Raw genomic sequence first — 14,504 nt, forward strand, 5'->3', positions numbered from 1 at the left:
CCACGCCAGTTTTCCGTCATACTCGTGAGGGTCGCCCCCGGACGGACGCGCCGCCTGAACCCCGGACGCCCGGCGGTGCGGAAGCGACCACACGGGCCCGAGACGGGGCGAACAAGCCAATGGTGACCCATCCCCCGGCCGATAAGCTGGACGCGGTGGTATGTGGTCTTTTGAGGGGATGAGTTCTCGATGGCAATGTCGGCAGGTTTCCCCATGGGTGAGGAGCTGCCGGAGCGCATCGGCCACTACGTCATCCGCCGCCGCATCGGACAGGGCGGCATGGGCGTGGTGTACCAGGCCGAGGACCCCCGGACCGAGCAGTTCGTCGCGGTGAAGGTCCTCAAGCCGGAGGTCGCGGGCGACCACATCGCCCGGGCCCGCCTGGCCCGCGAGGTCGAGACCATGCGCCGTGTGCAGAGCCCCAACGTGGCCGAGGTCATCGAAGCCGACACCCAGGCCGAGCTGCCGTGGGTGGTCACCGAGCACATCCCCGGCCCGACCCTGGACGCCACGGTCACCAACCACGGCCCGCTGCGCGGCCGCGCTCTCACCCGCTTCGTCACCGGCATGGCCCGCGCGATCCGGGACATCCACGCGGTGGACGTGATCCACCGCGACCTCAAGCCCGGCAACGTGATCATCTCCAACGGCGAGCCGATCGTCATCGACTTCGGCATCGCGCACGCGGTGGACGGCGCCAAGCTGACCCAGACCGGCACGTTCGTCGGCACGCCCAGCTACCTGTCCCCGGAGGTCATCGAGGGCACCGACCTGGGCCCGGCCACCGACATCCACGCCTGGGGCGGCACCGTCGCCTTCGCCTCCACCGGCCGCCCGCCCTACGGCGCGGGCACCTTCGAGGTCATCTTCTTCCGCATCCTCAACGGCGAGATCGACATGGACGGGATGCACGAGGCGCTGCGGCCGCTGGTCAACCGCGCCGTCTCCCGCGACATGCGCAGCCGTCCCACGGCGGAGCAGCTGCTGGAGGAGGCCAGCCGCCTCAACCTCGACCTGCCCTGGACCGAGGACACGGGGGGCCGACCCAGCGGGCTCACCGGCAGCCACACCGTGTACCACCCGACCACGGCGGGGGGCACGCGCGACGAGCCCGACAGCGGCGGCCCGGGCGGCGCCGCGGCGGCGGGCGCGGCCGGTGCCGCGCTCGGCGGAGCGGCGGGCTACCTGGCCGGTCGCGCGGGCCGGGGCGACGAGGGCTGGGGCCCCTCGCACACCAGCAGCGGCCCCGTCTCCAGCGCCTGGTCCCCGTCCGGGGACCCCGCGCTCCCGACCTCCGCCGCGCACTCCGGCGGTCTGGCCGACGACCCCGAGTCCACCGACGACCTCTCGGGCGCCGTGAACGGCCGCCGCCCCGTCGGAGACCCGGAGGCCACCGACGACCTGTCGGGCGCCCGGCGCGGCTGGGACGACGAGGACGACGGGCTCCCGGGCACCGAGCGCATCGCCCCGCGCGACGCCGACGACCCGGACGACCCGCAGGGGACGATGCGGATCAGCCCGGTCCGCGACGAGCCGGACGACATGCTGGGCACGCGGCGCATCCAGCCCGACGAGTTCTCCCGCGAGGACCCGCAGGGCACCATGATGATGGACCCGGTGGACCGGGACGGGTACGGTCGGCGCCCCGTCGACGAGCGCGAGGACGAGGGCTACCAGGCGCCGCACACGCAGTTCTTCAACACCCCGCTGCACAAGGGCGACTTCGCCGACATCCTCACCCCGGTGGACGACGGCCGGGGCAGCAACCAGACACAGGAGTTCGACGAGGACGAGTACGAGGACCGGCGCGGCGGTCTGCTGGGCCGGTTCCGGCGCGGCGGCAGCGACCGGGTGAGCGACTACTTCCCGAACGACTCCGACGAGGAGGACGAGGAGTACGAGGAGCGGTCGTGGCGGATGCACCCGCTGACGATCCTGCCCATGCTGGTCTCCGTGGCCGGTGTGTCCCTGCTCTTCCCCTGGTTCGGCCTGATCCTGGGCGTCGTGCTCATCGCCGCGCTGGGCGCCCTGGACGTGGTCAAGGCCGAGCACGCCCGCCGCCTCCAGACGCGCGGCCCGCGCAGCTCCGACAACATGGTGGTGGCGCTCAGCTTCCCGTGGGCCTTCGGGCGCATGGCGCTGCGCACGCTCGGTTTCGGCCTGATCTACCTGCTGGCGGGCATCCTGGTCGGCATGATCTACGCGCGGATCGCGGACGTGCCGGGACAAGGCGCCAACTACACCGGCGCCTTCGCGACCTTCGTGATGATCCTGCTCAGCTACGTCATGCCGAGCGGCCGCGAGGCGCGGCACCAGGCGGTGTGGCTGGTGCGCCGGGTCCACTACCGCAACCTGTACGTCTACGTCGGTGTCGTCATCGGCCTCGTGCTGCTGACCATGCTCATCCTGTCGTTCGGACTGTCGGCGGCTCCGGACTGGGTGCCGCTGGGCGGCCCCTCGGACTGGTTCGACGGGCAGTGACCCCGGCCCGGGGGCCGTACGGCTCACCGGGCACCGCTCACCAGGCACCGCGAAGGCCCCGGGCTCCGGCCCGGGGCCTTCGGCGTCCCCGGGGCGGGGGAGGTTCTGGCCTGTTACCGGTGGTGTGACCGGTTCCGGCGGGATCCGCGGCGACTAGGGTGGGGAGCGGGAGGCGGGCGCCCGCGGCCGGTGTCCGGCGACGGTGGACCGCCCGTGGCGGACCGTCAGCGGCGGTACGTCGGCGGCGGTACGTCGGCACGGCGGTGCTTAGGGTTGCCTCAGTCACACCGGAGACCAGGGGTTGGCCTCCAAGCTACTAGCCAGTAACATCTGGGCTATGAGCACATCGCGGGACCTGTCTGGACGTGAAGACGGCCCCGCCGTCGGATGACCGAACGGCATTCGGCATTGTTGGCAGTAGGGGGCGCGCCAGCGTCCGGCCGCCGCACGGCGGATCATGGAGTGCAGGGAGGTCGGCCACCGGCCATGAATATTGTCGTTTTGGTCAAGCAGGTCCCGGACACGGCGACCGAACGGAAGCTCAACGCCGATGACAAGACGCTGGACCGCGCCGCGTCCGACGGTGTCATCAACGAGCTCGACGAGTACGCGATCGAAGAGGCGCTCCAGCTCAAGGAGAAGCACGGCGGCGAGGTCACCATCCTGACGATGGGACCGGACCAGGCCACGGACTCCATCCGCAAGGCCCTGTCGATGGGTGCGGACAAGGCCGTCTTCGTCAACGACGACGCGCTCCACGGCTCGGACTCGCTCCAGACCGCCTACGCCCTCGCGCAGGCCCTGGGCACCATCGAGTTCGACGTGGTCGTCCTGGGCTCGGAGTCCACCGACGCGCGCACCGGCGTCGTCGGGGCCGCGCTCGCCGAGTACCTCGGCCTGCCGCAGCTCACGTTCGCCCGCAAGGTCGACATCGACGGCAGCACCATCAGGATCCAGCGCCAGACCGACTACGGCTACGACCTCGTCGAGGCCCAGCTCCCGGCGGTCGTCTCCGTGGTCGAGAAGATCAACGAGCCGCGCTACCCGTCCTTCAAGCTCATCATGCAGGCGAAGAAGAAGCCGGTCGACAAGAGGTCCGCCGCCGACGCGGGCATCGACACGGCCAGGGTGGGTCTGGCCAACGCCACCACCGAGACCGTCGACTTCGACGCCGCGCCGCCGCGCGCCGCGGGCACGGTGGTCAAGGACGAGGGCGACGGCGCCGCGAAGATCGCCGAGTTCCTCGTCGAGAAGAAGTTCGTCTAGGTCAGACGAGAGACTCAGGGAAGGTTCAAGGGATATGGCTGAGGTCCTCGTCCTCGTCGACCACGTCGACGGACAGGTCAAGAAGGTCACCACCGAGCTGCTGACCGCCGCCCGCCGCATCGGCGAGCCCGCGGCCGTGTGGATCGGTGACGGCGCCGAGTCGGGCAGGGGCACCCTGGCCGAGTACGGCGCCGAGAAGGTCTACGTGGCTTCGGCCGAGCTGAACGACCACGTCGTGGCTCCCAAGGCCGAGCTGCTCGCCAAGCTCGCCCAGGACAGGGGCGCCGCAGCGATCCTGGTCTCGGCCACCGCCGAGAACAAGGAGATCGCGGGCCGCACCGCGGTCAAGCTGGGCTCCGGCGTGCTCACCGACGTCGTGGACGTCAACGCCGAGGTCGTCGCCGAGCACAGCATCTTCGGCGGTGCCACCATCACCCACGCCCGCGTGCGTACCGGCGTGCCGGTCGTCGCGGTCCGCCCGAACTCCGTCCCGGCCGAGGCCGCCTCCGGCGCCGCCGCCGAGGAGCAGGTGTCGGTGGAGGTCTCCGACGCCGCCAGGACGGCCAGGGTCGTCGAGCGCGTCAACGAGGAGCAGGGTGAGCGCCCCGAGCTCACCGAGGCCGCCGTCGTGGTCTCCGGCGGGCGCGGCGTGGGCTCCGACGACTTCTCGGTCGTGGAGAACCTGGCCGACTCGCTGGGCGCTGCCGTGGGCGCCTCCCGCGCCGCCGTCGACTCCGGCTGGTACCCGAACCAGTTCCAGGTCGGCCAGACCGGTAAGACGGTCAGCCCGAACCTGTACGTGGCCCTGGGCATCTCCGGCGCGATCCAGCACCGCGCGGGCATGCAGACCGCCAAGAACATCGTGGCGATCAACAAGGACCCCGAGGCCCCGATCTTCGAGCTGGCCGACTTCGGCGTCGTGGGCGACCTGCACGCGGTCGCCCCGCAGCTGACCGAGGAGATCAACAAGCGCAAGTAGTCGAAAGGCGCAGGCGCAGCGCGCCGACCCCGAACGCCCGGCCAGGGATCTCCCCGGCCGGGCGTTCGTGCCGTCCGGGGGGCTGTTTCCGGGCCCGGCGGCCGGGTAGGCGGGCCGCACGGCGAACGGGGGGACGGGCATGGCGACGGAGACCGCGGGGGTGCGCGCGGGACGGCGCGTGGTGCGGGTGCGCAGGCCCGGCAAGCCGCTGTTCGGCGAGGGCGGGGCGACCAAGGAGGACCTGGCGCGGTACCACGCCCGGATCGCCCCCCTGATGCTGCCGCACCTGCGCGACCGTCCGGTGGCCCTGGCGCGCTTCCCCGACGGGATCGACGTGCAGGGGTTCTTCGTCAAGCACCCGTCGGTTCCGGACTGGGTGGGGACCGTGGAGACCAGCGGCGGACGGATGATGCTGTGCCAGGACGCGGCGGCGCTGGTCTGGTGCGCCGACCAGGCGGCGATCACCGTGCACGCCTGGCAGTCCCGGCGGCCGAACCTGGGTCTGCCCGACCGGATGGTGCTCGACCTCGACCCCGCCGGGGACGGTCCCGGGGCCTTCGCCGCCTGCCGCGCCGCGGCGCGGGACGTACGGGAGGTGCTCGACGACCTGGGGCTGGCCGCCTACGTGATGACCAGCGGGTCCCGGGGGCTGCACGTGCGCTCGCCGCTGCGGCCCGAGACGGACGACCAGGAGGTCCGCGTGCTGGCGGAGGCGGTCGCGGACCGGGTGGCGGCCCGGCGGCCGGACGAGCTGACCACCGAGGTGCGCAGGGCCGCGCGCGGGGACCGGCTGTTCGTGGACTACCTGCGCAACGGCCGCGAACAGCTCGCGGTGACCCCGTACTCGGTGAGGGCCAGGCCGGGCGCGCCGATCGCGGCGCCGCTGACCTGGGAGGAGCTGGAGAAGGTGGAGACGGCCCGGGACCTCACGATCTCCCTGGAGCGCGAGGAGTGCCCGTTCGCGGGGATGGGACGGCACGCCCGCTCCCCGCGCAGGGCCCTGGAGCGGCTGGTCTGAGCCGCGAAGCGAGGGTCATGAGTCCGGGGCGCCCTCGGGCCAGATGCAGGGTGAGGAGGCGCCGAGGGTGAGACTGTCGTCCCCCGCGGTCCTGATGGACATGCGGAAGGCGTCCTCCTCGTTCTCCGCTGCGAGGAAGAGCTCGTCTGGCCGCTGGTCGTGGAGTACCTGGTAGCCGTTGGCGGTCCAGTACGCGTGGAGCGATTCGATGTTGGTCTCGTTGTCCTCCACGGGAAGCCCGCGGACCCAGAACCTCTCGCTAACGGTGACGCGGTCCCTGGAGCCGCCGTCTGTGGGGTCGTCGCAGGCGGCGACGACGGTTCCGCGTCGCTCCTCCAACTCCGCGTCCTCTGGAAGGGCGGTCATCGCGTTGTCGACGTGTTCCCTGACCTTCTCCGCAGCCTCATCCTCGGTGATGGTCTCTGCCCTTCCTGTCTCATTCGGCGTGCTGACACCGCAGCCGGTCAACGCCAGAGCGAGTACGAGGGCACAGGCCCTCTGACCTGGTCGCATCATGTTCAGATGGTCCTTAACGCTGTCCCGCGATGACCTCACCCGTGCAAGCCAATGAAGTGGTCTCATCGTTGAAGTACTCGGAGCGGGCTTCTCCAAGCGGCCAGTTACCACCTGCGGTCCCCGGGTTCGAGGGGAAGGGAGTGGCTCCGAAGCTCTCCTGGGTGGGGTCGGTGCCGTGTGCGGCCTCAGATCCGGCACCGAACCATCCCTTGTTGATCCTGTCGTTCTGTGCCGTCGACGCGTGCATGTCCTCCGCAGGCATGTGCAGATCGGACACGTGGTCGGCGTTCATTCCAGGGCTGCCGACGACTACCAGTTCGTCTGCGTCGAGGCCCTGCTGGCTCTGCGCGGTATGTCCCACCACCGTGGAACCGTAACTGTGGCCGATGACGGTGTTGTTGGACGGAGGCCCCTGATGGGTCGCCCGCAGCCCGTCCTGGAACCCGCTCAGCTCGTTGACCGCGCCCTCGGCCCGTCCTTCGAGGGCCGCCTCCGGGACATTGGGGGCGTCGTATCCGATCCAGCTGATGACGGAGTGATGCGCGTTTGGATCGGCGTCCTCTGCCGCCAACATCAGACTGTCGCCACGGCCCACCTGGTCGTGGTACCGGGAACCAGAGTCGCCACGTTGTCGGCGGTGTCGGGGTTGCCGTTGGCGACGATCGCGCGGCCGTCGCCCTCGGTGTCGAGAGCGAGAAGACACCTGTCGTTGTTCTCGTCATCCAGGCTCTCCCTCAGCTCCTTCAGCTCCTTGAGCTGGTTGTCGAGCGTGTCGTCGTCGGCCATGCTCGTGGCGATCGCGGAGGAGCCGTTGCCGCCCCGTGCGGCCATATCCCTGATCTCCTCGTCCCGTTCCGCGGTGTCCTCCTCGAACCGCTCGATCTCGTCGTCGAGGTGGTCGCGGTTGAGCTGGTCGCGGACGGTCGCCGGGATGCCGTCGAGCTCGCGCAGAAGCTCGGGATGGTCCCGTACGGCCTGTTCCTGCTCTTCCTCGGTCATCGAGGTCCACCACAGGTTGACGACTGACGGGTGCTCGTCACCGCCCAGCTCGTCCGGGACCATGCTGGGGACCGCGTCACCGAAGTAGGTCAGCTGGCTGCCGGAAAGCAGAGCCGACTCGATCAGACGCTCCAGGCTGTCCTGGCCGGGGCCGTCGCGTAGGTCCTGCTCGGTCTGCTCGGTCTGCTCCATCAAGGTTTCCCACTTCCCTGTGGGACAACCGTTCTTCACGGTGATTCGTGTGTGGCCCTACCTGCGGCAACAGCACTGAAGTGAAGGAGAAAAAATCGGATTCACTGCCGTGGGGGCGGTGGGCTCCGGCGGTGTGTGGACGACGGCCCGGGGCGGTGTGTGGCCCGCGGGTTTCGGGGAAGGAATCCCAGCTCCGGAGACCGACAGTCGACCGCGGGGGAGTCCCATGGAGGGCTACGGGGCCCAGATCGGCCTCGTGCTGGTCCTGGTCGTGGTGAACGCCGTGTTCGCGGGCAGCGAGATCGCCCTGATCACGCTGCGGGAGGGACAGGTCAGGCGGCTGGAGGAACGCGGCCCGGGCGGCCGCGCGGTGGCCCGGCTCGCCCGCGACCCCAACCGGTTCCTGGCCACCATCCAGATCGGTATCACCCTCGCGGGCTTCCTCGCCTCCGCCGCCGCGGCCGTCTCGCTGGCCCGACCCCTGGTCGAGCCGCTGGGCTTCCTGGGCTCCTACGCGGCTCCGGTGTCGGTCGTGCTGGTCACCGTCGTGCTCGCCTTCGTCACCCTGGTCCTGGGCGAACTCGCCCCGAAGCGCATCGCCATGCAGCGCGCCGAGCCCTGGGCGCTGCTCGTGGCCCGCCCGCTCAACGCGCTTGCACTGCTCTCCCGCCCCGCGGTGTGGCTGCTCAGCGTCTCCACCGACCTGGTGGTCCGGCTCAGCGGAGTGGACCCGAAGGGCACGCGGGACGAGGCCACCGAGGAGGAGCTGCGCGACATGATCGCGGCCCAGGGCCAGATGACCCCCGAGCAGCGCACCATCCTCTCCGGGGCCTTCGACATCACCGGGCGGACGCTGCGCCAGGTCCTGGTCCCCCGCCCCGACGTGGACACCGTCCCCGCCGACCTGCCCGCGCGCGAGGCGGCCCTGCTCCTGGCCGAGCACGGCCACTCGCGCGCCCCGGTGGTCGCCCGGGGCGACGTGGACGACATCGTCGGCGTGGTGCACTGGTCCGACCTCCTGCGGGGCGAGGGCACGGCCGAGGACCTGGCCCGCGAGCCGCTGCTGCTCCCCGACTCGCTGACGGTCTCCGCAGCGCTGCACCGGCTCACCGTCGAACGCCAGCAGCTGGCCGTCGTGATCGGCGAGAGCGGCGAGGTCAGCGGCATCGTCAGCCTGGAGGACCTGCTGGAGGAGGTCGTCGGCGAGATCTACGACGAGACCGACACCGACGAGCGCGTCCCCGCCCGGCTGGACGGCGGCGCCCTGCGCCTGCCCGGCACCTACCCCGTCCACGAACTGGAGGACCTCGGCGTCGTCCTCACCGACCGGCCTCAGGGCAGCTACGTGACCGTGGCCGGGATGGTCCTGGTCCTGCTCGGCCACATCCCGGAGGAGCCCGGGGAGAGCGTGGACCTGGGCGGTTGGACGGCCACGGTCACCGGGGCCGACGGCCGCGTCGTCAGCGAGCTCCTGCTCACCCCCGCCCGCTGAGGACGACGGGCGGCAAGGGCGGTCGCGGAGTCGCTGAACAGTTGGCCAAGAGGCGGCAAGTCCCGTTGCCCGCGCTCCGGGCAGGGGCGACCGTGGCATCAGTGACGCCGAAGCAGGGGAGGGCCGATGCACGCGGACCGCAGGCCGGACGCCTACACGGGACTGGACCGGATGCCCATCGGGGACCAGTGGCGGCACGGATCGTCCGGGAACGTCGTCCAGGACGTGGACCCCTACGACGACACGGTCCTGGCCGAGTTCCGACTGGCAGACGGCGGCGACGTGGACCTGGCCTACCGCGAGGCGCAGCGGGCGTGGCCGGGCTGGGCCGCGACCCCCGCCGCCGAGCGCGCGGAGGTCTTCGTGCGGGCCCTGCGCGTCCTGGACGCGCGCCGCGAGGAGATCGTCGACTGGCTGGTCCACGAGGCCGGGGCGGTCCGCGAGCGCGCCGAGTTCGAGTGGCGGCTGGTGCGCAGCGGCATGGTCGAGGTGACCTCCTACCCCACGCGGGTCCTGGGCAGGATCCTGCCCGGCATCACACCGGGCAAGGAGAACCGCGTCTACCGCGAACCCCTCGGCGTGGTCACGGTGATCAGTCCGTGGAACTTCCCGTTCCAGCTCTCCCACCGCTCCGTCGCTCCCGCCGTCGCCCTCGGCAACACCGTGGTCCTCAAACCCGCCGAGAACACCCCGGTCACGGGTGGGCTGCTGCTCGCCCGGATCTACGAGGAGGCCGGGCTCCCGCCCGGGGTGATCAACGTGGTCGTCGGCAGGGGCGGCGAGATCGGCGACGCCCTGGCCACCCACGAGCTCGCCCGGATGATCTCGTTCACCGGCTCCACCGAGGTCGGCCGCCACATCGCCCGGCAGATCCCGCTCAAGAGGCGCGCGCTCGAACTCGGCGGGAACGGGCCGCTGGTGGTGCTGGAGGACGCCGACCTCGACCTGGCCGCGGACGCCGCCGTGTTCGGCTCCTACTACCACCAGGGCCAGATCTGCATGGCCACGAACCGGGTCGTGGCCGACGCCACCGTCCACGACGAGCTGGTCGAGAGGATGCTCGTGCGCGCCCAGGCGCTGCGGGTGGGCGACCCCTCCGACCCCGCCACCCAGATCGGCCCCGTCATCGACGACGAGCAGCGCGACGGCGTGCGGGACGTGGTGGCGCGCTCCGTCGAGCAGGGCGCGCGGCTCCTGCTGTCCGGCGACCCGACCGGCCCGGCGGGCAGGGTCCTGCCGCCCCACCTGCTGCTGGCCACCAACGACATGCCGAGCGCGTCCGAGGAGGTGTTCGGCCCGGTGGCCACGGTCGTCCGCGCCGAGGACGAGGAGGACGCGCTGCGCATCGCCAACGACACCGAGTACGGGCTGTCCAGCGCGGTGCACACCCGCGACGCTGAGCGGGGGGTGCGCTTCGCCCGCCGCCTGGGGGCGGGCATGACACACGTCAACGACTCCACGCTCAACGACGAGGCCAACACCGCCTTCGGCGGGGAGAACCACTCCGGGCTCGGCCGGTTCGGCGGCGAGTGGGCGATGGAGGAGTTCACCGCCGACCACTGGGTCAGCGTCCAGCACACGCGCCGCAGGCTGCCGTTCGACCTGGAGTGAGCGCGTCGACCGGTCCTGTGCCAGAAAAGGTCCGCTGCTGTGCGCCCGCCGGGGATGATCTTGCTCCTAGCGGCAATGTCGACGGCCCACAGTGCCGCTAGGAGCAAGATCACCGCGGGTCAGAGGACCATGTGTCCCACCAGCAACGTCCTGGGCCTGTCGGTCAGCGCCTGCGCAGGACCAGCAGCAGGTTCCAGGTGACGATCTCGCGCAGCAGCGGCACCCGCACGACCGGCCTGGCCCATCCGGGCAGGTAGCGGGGGCGCACGTCCACCACGTCCACGTCGGTGCGCCCGCGCGTCCAGCGCAGCATCTCCTTGGCGTGCGCGGCGTACATGGTGCGGCCGAAGTCGTTCTTGGGCCGCCGGCCGTGGCGCCGCGCGAACCGCTCCGCCGCGTACGCGCCGCCCAGGTAGTGCCACGGCGAGGTCTCGTGGCCGCCCCACGGGGACAGCCACAGCGTGTACGACAGGTACACCAGCCCTCCCGGCCGGGTCACCCGCACCATCTCGTCGGCCATCCGGGTCCGGTCCGGCACGTGCTCCAGCACGTTGGAGGAGAAGCACACGTCCACCGACCCGCTGCGCAGCGGCAGGTCCAGGGCGCTGCCCTGGACGCCGTACGCGTCGGCGTCGCGCCCGTGCAGCGTCATCTCGTGGGCGTCGGCGTCCACGCACAGGCAGCGGGCCCCGGCCGACCTCAGCTCGTCGGCGAAGTAGCCCGGGCCGCCGCCCACGTCCACCACGATCCTGCCGTCCAGAGGCGTGTAGGAGCGCAGCTGCGCGACGGTGTCGCGGGCGAGCGTGCCGTAGAAGGACGCCGGGTCGGCCTGCTCCCTGCGGAAGGCGGAGAACAACCGCACCGACCGGCCCAGGGTGGCGCGGAAGGGGACGGTGCCCTGATCGGTGGTGTTCGCGGTCACGTGTTCTCCTCCAGCACCACGAAGTGGCGCAGGTGGCGCCAGTGGTCGCCGCCCCAGTACTCGTCGGAGGCGGCGATCCGGCCGCCCGGGACCAGCTCGGCGATCCGCCCGGTGCGCAGGGTGTGCATCCGCATCGGCGCCGGGTAGCGCAGCAGCACCCGCTGGGCGAGGGCCACCAGCGGCCACGGCGCGTACCGGAACACCAGCCCCTTGAAGGTGCGCCGCTCGGACTCGGGCACGCCCAGCACCATGGCACCGCCGGGGCGCAGCACCCGCGCGAACTCGCGCACGTAGCCCTCGGCCAGGGCGGGCGGCAGGTGCTGGAGGACCAGGTTGGTGTAGACCAGGTCGAAGGAGTCGTCCCCGAACACCGACAGGTCCGGACGCTCGTTCAGCACGAATCCGATCCGCCCCCCGGAGCGGTCCAGGCGGCGGGCCTCCTCCAGCATCGGCGCGGAGATGTCCACCCCCACGACCTCGGGGAAGTGTGCGGCCAGGGCGTTGGACAGCCGTCCCGCGCCGCACCCGAAGTCCAGCACCCGGCCCCCCTCGGGGCGGATGCCCAGCTCCTCCAGGCGGGCGACGGACGGGTCGATGTCGGCCCGTCCGGAGGCGAGGAACTCGTCGTCGTCCCAGCCGCCTCCCCTCTTTCCGGGGTCCACGCACACCGCCCACAGGGGTTCGGCGCAACCCAGCCGCGTCCAGTCGCGGCGGACCTGTTCGAGCCCCACCCGCATCACCTCCACGGTGTTCGCGACCCCGCCGGAACACGGAGCCTGCATCGTGTTCCTGTTCCGGGTATTCAGGCCGGGATGGCCTGCGGCAAGGGTCGAAAGAAAAAGTGGAACGTGTTGTATTCTGGCACCCCTTCTCCGGATCGGCCAACTACGGCGGGAGAGATGCCGATGCCGCCTGTTCCCCCCACCGCGAGTGGGCACGACGGTCCGGGCGCCGAAGCCGCGCGGTCCGGCCCGGCCGGGGCGTCCAGGGTGCGCCGCTCCGTCGGGGGGCCCGGCGGGAGGAACCCGGGGCCGGGCGGAGCGTCCCGCGCCGTGTGGGCCGCCGCGCGCCGCCTGGCCCGCGACCGGCTGGTCCTGGCGGGACTTGTGGTGGTGCTGGGAGCCTTGGGGCTGCGGGCCTACGTGCTGGGCGAGTCCTACTTCGTGGAGGACGACTACCTCTTCTTCGCCAACGCCCACGCCAGCGACCTGGGGCCGGACTACCTGCTCACCCTGCACAAGGGCCACCTGATGCCGGGGGCGCTGTTCCTGGTCTACCTCCAGACCGCGCTGTGGCCCTACGAGTGGTGGGTCAGCGCGGGCACCATGCTCGCCCTCCAGGCCGCCGCGATGGTGGGCTTCCTGCGCCTGGTGTGGGAGCTGTTCGGCCGCCGCTGGGCGCTGCTGGCCCCGCTGACCGTGTACGCGATGGCCCCGCTGACCGTGCCCGTGCTGGGCTGGTGGTCAGCGGCGCTCAACGCGGTCCCCCTCCAACTGGCCCTGGTGCTCGCCGTGCTGTGGACCGTGCGCTACCTGCGCACGGACGACCACCGCCTGGCCTGGCGGGCGGGCGGCGCCGTCGTGTTCGGCATGCTGTTCACGGTCAAGGCGATGTTCCTGCCGCTGCTGCTGTTCGCCGTGGCCGCCGCCCACCTCTACCCCGGCGGACCGGTCGCCGGGGCCCGGCGAGCGTGGGCCCTGCACCGGCCGTTCTGGACGGCGATGGGCGCGCTGTTCGCCGCCTACGCGGTGTTCTACCTGGCGCGGATGCGCGCGGCGGGGGGCGGCGAGGGCGCGGGCGTGCCCCAGGGCGAGCCCGCCCTGGCGATGCTGCGCGGGCTGCTCACCGAGGTGTTTCCGGTCGGTGCTCTGGGCGGCCCCCTGGAGTGGGGCCCGGTCACCCCGACCGGCGGCCTGGTCGACGTGCCGGGTGTGACCGTGCTGGCCGCCTGGGCGGTCTTCGCCGTGATCGTGCTGGTCAGCCTGCGGATGCGGCGCGGGGCGTGGCGGGCCTGGGTGCTGTTGCTGGCCTACCTGGTGGTCGTGGACGTCATCCCGACGATCATCGCGCGCGGCCGGTTCCAGGACGTGGCCGCCGCCGACCCCCGGTACGTGGCGGACGCGGCGCTGGTGTTCGCCCTGTGCCTGGCCCTGGCCTACCTGCCCACCAGGGAGGAACGGGCGCGCGCCCTGGTCGGCGGGGCCTCGGCGGACCCGGTGGCCCCGGCGCCCTACCGCGTGCGGCCCCGGCGGGCCGCCCGGGTCGCGGCCGCGCTGGCGACGGTGGTGTACGCGGTGGCGGCGGGCTGCTCCACCCACGCCTACGCCCAGACCCTGAGCGGCGACCGCCTCCAGTGGTACCTGGACACGGTGCGCACGGCGCTGGAGGACGTCCCGGAGGAGGGCGGCCTGTACGCACGTCCGGTCCCCGAGGACGTGGTCCTGGAGTGGAACGGCCAGCGCCGCCTGAGCTCGTGGGTGCTGCCGCCGCTGGCGTCGGACGACGTGGCCGCGCGGATGGCCGTGCCGGAGGAGGCCGCCACCGCGTACGTGTTCAACGACGCCGGGTTCCTGGTCCCGGCGCGGCCCTCCGACGACAGCGACATGTTCGCCCCCGGACCGGCGGACGAGTGCCTGGAGCCCTGGGAGGGGCTGGTGTCCTGGCCGGTGGAGGCGCACGGCGGCGTAGCCCAGGTCGTCACGCTCGGCTACACGGCAGAGGAGGACGTCGGCGTGGTGGTGGCGCTGGGCGACGACTGGATCGAGGTCGAGCTGCCCGCCGCGGAGGAGAACGGCACCCGGTACGTGCCCGCGGGCGCCCCCGGCGAGCAGCTGTCGGTGTTCGTGCCCGAGGATCCGCAGGACCGGGGCGGGCTGTGCCTGAACTGGGTGTCGGTGGGCGGCATGGCGCCCACGGTGGAGGGCAACCCGTGGGCTCCCGAGGAGGGCGGGCGCGCGGAGGGCTAGTGGGCTGGCCGGAAGTGTTGCGGATGTGATGCATGGGGTCTGACCTGGGATGACCTTGTACT

At 72.0% G+C, this 14,504-nt stretch carries 10 protein-coding genes and 1 pseudogene; 7 read left to right on the forward strand and 4 right to left on the reverse strand.

All coding sequences use genetic code 11. The features are described from left to right. Window positions 1-189: 189 nt before the first annotated feature. The 4 genes from FYW99_RS16170 (at window position 190) to ligD (ending at window position 5,744) form a co-directional block, all read left to right on the forward strand. Window positions 190-2,481 carry a protein kinase domain-containing protein gene (locus FYW99_RS16170; RefSeq protein ID WP_223839079.1) on the forward strand — a complete coding sequence of 764 codons (2,292 nt, stop codon included), beginning with the start codon at window positions 190-192 and terminating at the stop codon, window positions 2,479-2,481. A gap of 486 nt (window positions 2,482-2,967) precedes the next feature. After that, a complete protein-coding gene (locus FYW99_RS16175; protein ID WP_190394679.1) occupies window positions 2,968-3,747 on the forward strand; it encodes an electron transfer flavoprotein subunit beta/FixA family protein in 780 nt (259 codons plus the stop codon). 34 nt (window positions 3,748-3,781) lie between these two features. Further along, entirely contained in the window at window positions 3,782-4,726 is a 945-nt protein-coding gene (locus FYW99_RS16180; RefSeq protein WP_150252863.1) for an electron transfer flavoprotein subunit alpha/FixB family protein, read from the forward strand. 139 nt (window positions 4,727-4,865) lie between these two features. Continuing rightward, window positions 4,866-5,744, forward strand: a complete 879-nt coding sequence (ligD, locus tag FYW99_RS16185) for a non-homologous end-joining DNA ligase (protein ID WP_150252864.1) — start codon at window positions 4,866-4,868, stop codon at window positions 5,742-5,744. Window positions 5,745-5,759: 15 nt separating this feature from the next. Here the strand turns inward: ligD and FYW99_RS16190 are convergent, their stop codons facing one another. Both FYW99_RS16190 and FYW99_RS33190 read right to left on the reverse strand, forming a co-directional pair. Next, complete coding sequence (locus tag FYW99_RS16190) at window positions 5,760-6,260, reverse strand: hypothetical protein (RefSeq protein WP_150252865.1); 501 nt, start codon at window positions 6,258-6,260, stop codon at window positions 5,760-5,762. Window positions 6,261-6,273: 13 nt separating this feature from the next. Then, window positions 6,274-7,472, reverse strand: a pseudogene (locus tag FYW99_RS33190) (alpha/beta hydrolase); the annotation flags it as partial. Between the two features lie 205 nt (window positions 7,473-7,677). On the opposite strand from FYW99_RS33190, the gene FYW99_RS16200 reads away from it, so the two are divergent. Continuing rightward, a complete protein-coding gene (locus tag FYW99_RS16200; protein ID WP_150252866.1) occupies window positions 7,678-8,943 on the forward strand; it encodes a hemolysin family protein in 1,266 nt (421 codons plus the stop codon). 126 nt (window positions 8,944-9,069) lie between these two features. Beyond that, window positions 9,070-10,554, forward strand: coding sequence for an aldehyde dehydrogenase family protein (locus tag FYW99_RS16205; protein WP_150252867.1), 1,485 nt, complete (start codon window positions 9,070-9,072; stop codon window positions 10,552-10,554). Between the two features lie 163 nt (window positions 10,555-10,717). On the opposite strand, the gene FYW99_RS16210 is transcribed toward FYW99_RS16205, so the two are convergent. Further along, window positions 10,718-11,476 (reverse strand): class I SAM-dependent methyltransferase, encoded by a 759-nt coding sequence (locus FYW99_RS16210; protein ID WP_150252868.1) that lies wholly within the window; start codon window positions 11,474-11,476, stop codon window positions 10,718-10,720. Then, complete coding sequence (locus FYW99_RS16215; RefSeq protein ID WP_150252869.1) at window positions 11,473-12,258, reverse strand: class I SAM-dependent methyltransferase; 786 nt, start codon at window positions 12,256-12,258, stop codon at window positions 11,473-11,475. The genes FYW99_RS16210 and FYW99_RS16215 overlap by 4 nt, the downstream gene beginning before the upstream one ends. A gap of 123 nt (window positions 12,259-12,381) precedes the next feature. Between FYW99_RS16215 and FYW99_RS16220 the strand changes: the two genes are divergently transcribed. Further along, complete coding sequence (locus FYW99_RS16220; RefSeq protein ID WP_150252870.1) at window positions 12,382-14,442, forward strand: hypothetical protein; 2,061 nt, start codon at window positions 12,382-12,384, stop codon at window positions 14,440-14,442. Window positions 14,443-14,504: the final 62 nt, after the last annotated feature.

Origin of the sequence: Nocardiopsis deserti (genome assembly GCF_008638355.1) — a bacterium.
GTDB classification, from domain to species: domain Bacteria; phylum Actinomycetota; class Actinomycetes; order Streptosporangiales; family Streptosporangiaceae; genus Nocardiopsis; species Nocardiopsis alborubida.

Excerpts from the sequence above, each read along its gene's own strand:
- FYW99_RS16170 (WP_223839079.1), top strand. The coding sequence starts at position 190 with ATGGCAATGTCGGCAGGTTTCCCCATGGGTGAGGAGCTGCCGGAGCGC.
- FYW99_RS16175 (WP_190394679.1), top strand. The coding sequence starts at position 2,968 with ATGAATATTGTCGTTTTGGTCAAGCAGGTCCCGGACACGGCGACCGAA.
- FYW99_RS16180 (WP_150252863.1), top strand. The coding sequence starts at position 3,782 with ATGGCTGAGGTCCTCGTCCTCGTCGACCACGTCGACGGACAGGTCAAG.
- ligD (WP_150252864.1), top strand. The coding sequence starts at position 4,866 with ATGGCGACGGAGACCGCGGGGGTGCGCGCGGGACGGCGCGTGGTGCGG.
- FYW99_RS16190 (WP_150252865.1), bottom strand. The coding sequence starts at position 6,260 with ATGATGCGACCAGGTCAGAGGGCCTGTGCCCTCGTACTCGCTCTGGCG.
- FYW99_RS16200 (WP_150252866.1), top strand. The coding sequence starts at position 7,678 with ATGGAGGGCTACGGGGCCCAGATCGGCCTCGTGCTGGTCCTGGTCGTG.
- FYW99_RS16205 (WP_150252867.1), top strand. The coding sequence starts at position 9,070 with ATGCACGCGGACCGCAGGCCGGACGCCTACACGGGACTGGACCGGATG.
- FYW99_RS16215 (WP_150252869.1), bottom strand. The coding sequence starts at position 12,258 with ATGCAGGCTCCGTGTTCCGGCGGGGTCGCGAACACCGTGGAGGTGATG.
- FYW99_RS16220 (WP_150252870.1), top strand. The coding sequence starts at position 12,382 with ATGCCGCCTGTTCCCCCCACCGCGAGTGGGCACGACGGTCCGGGCGCC.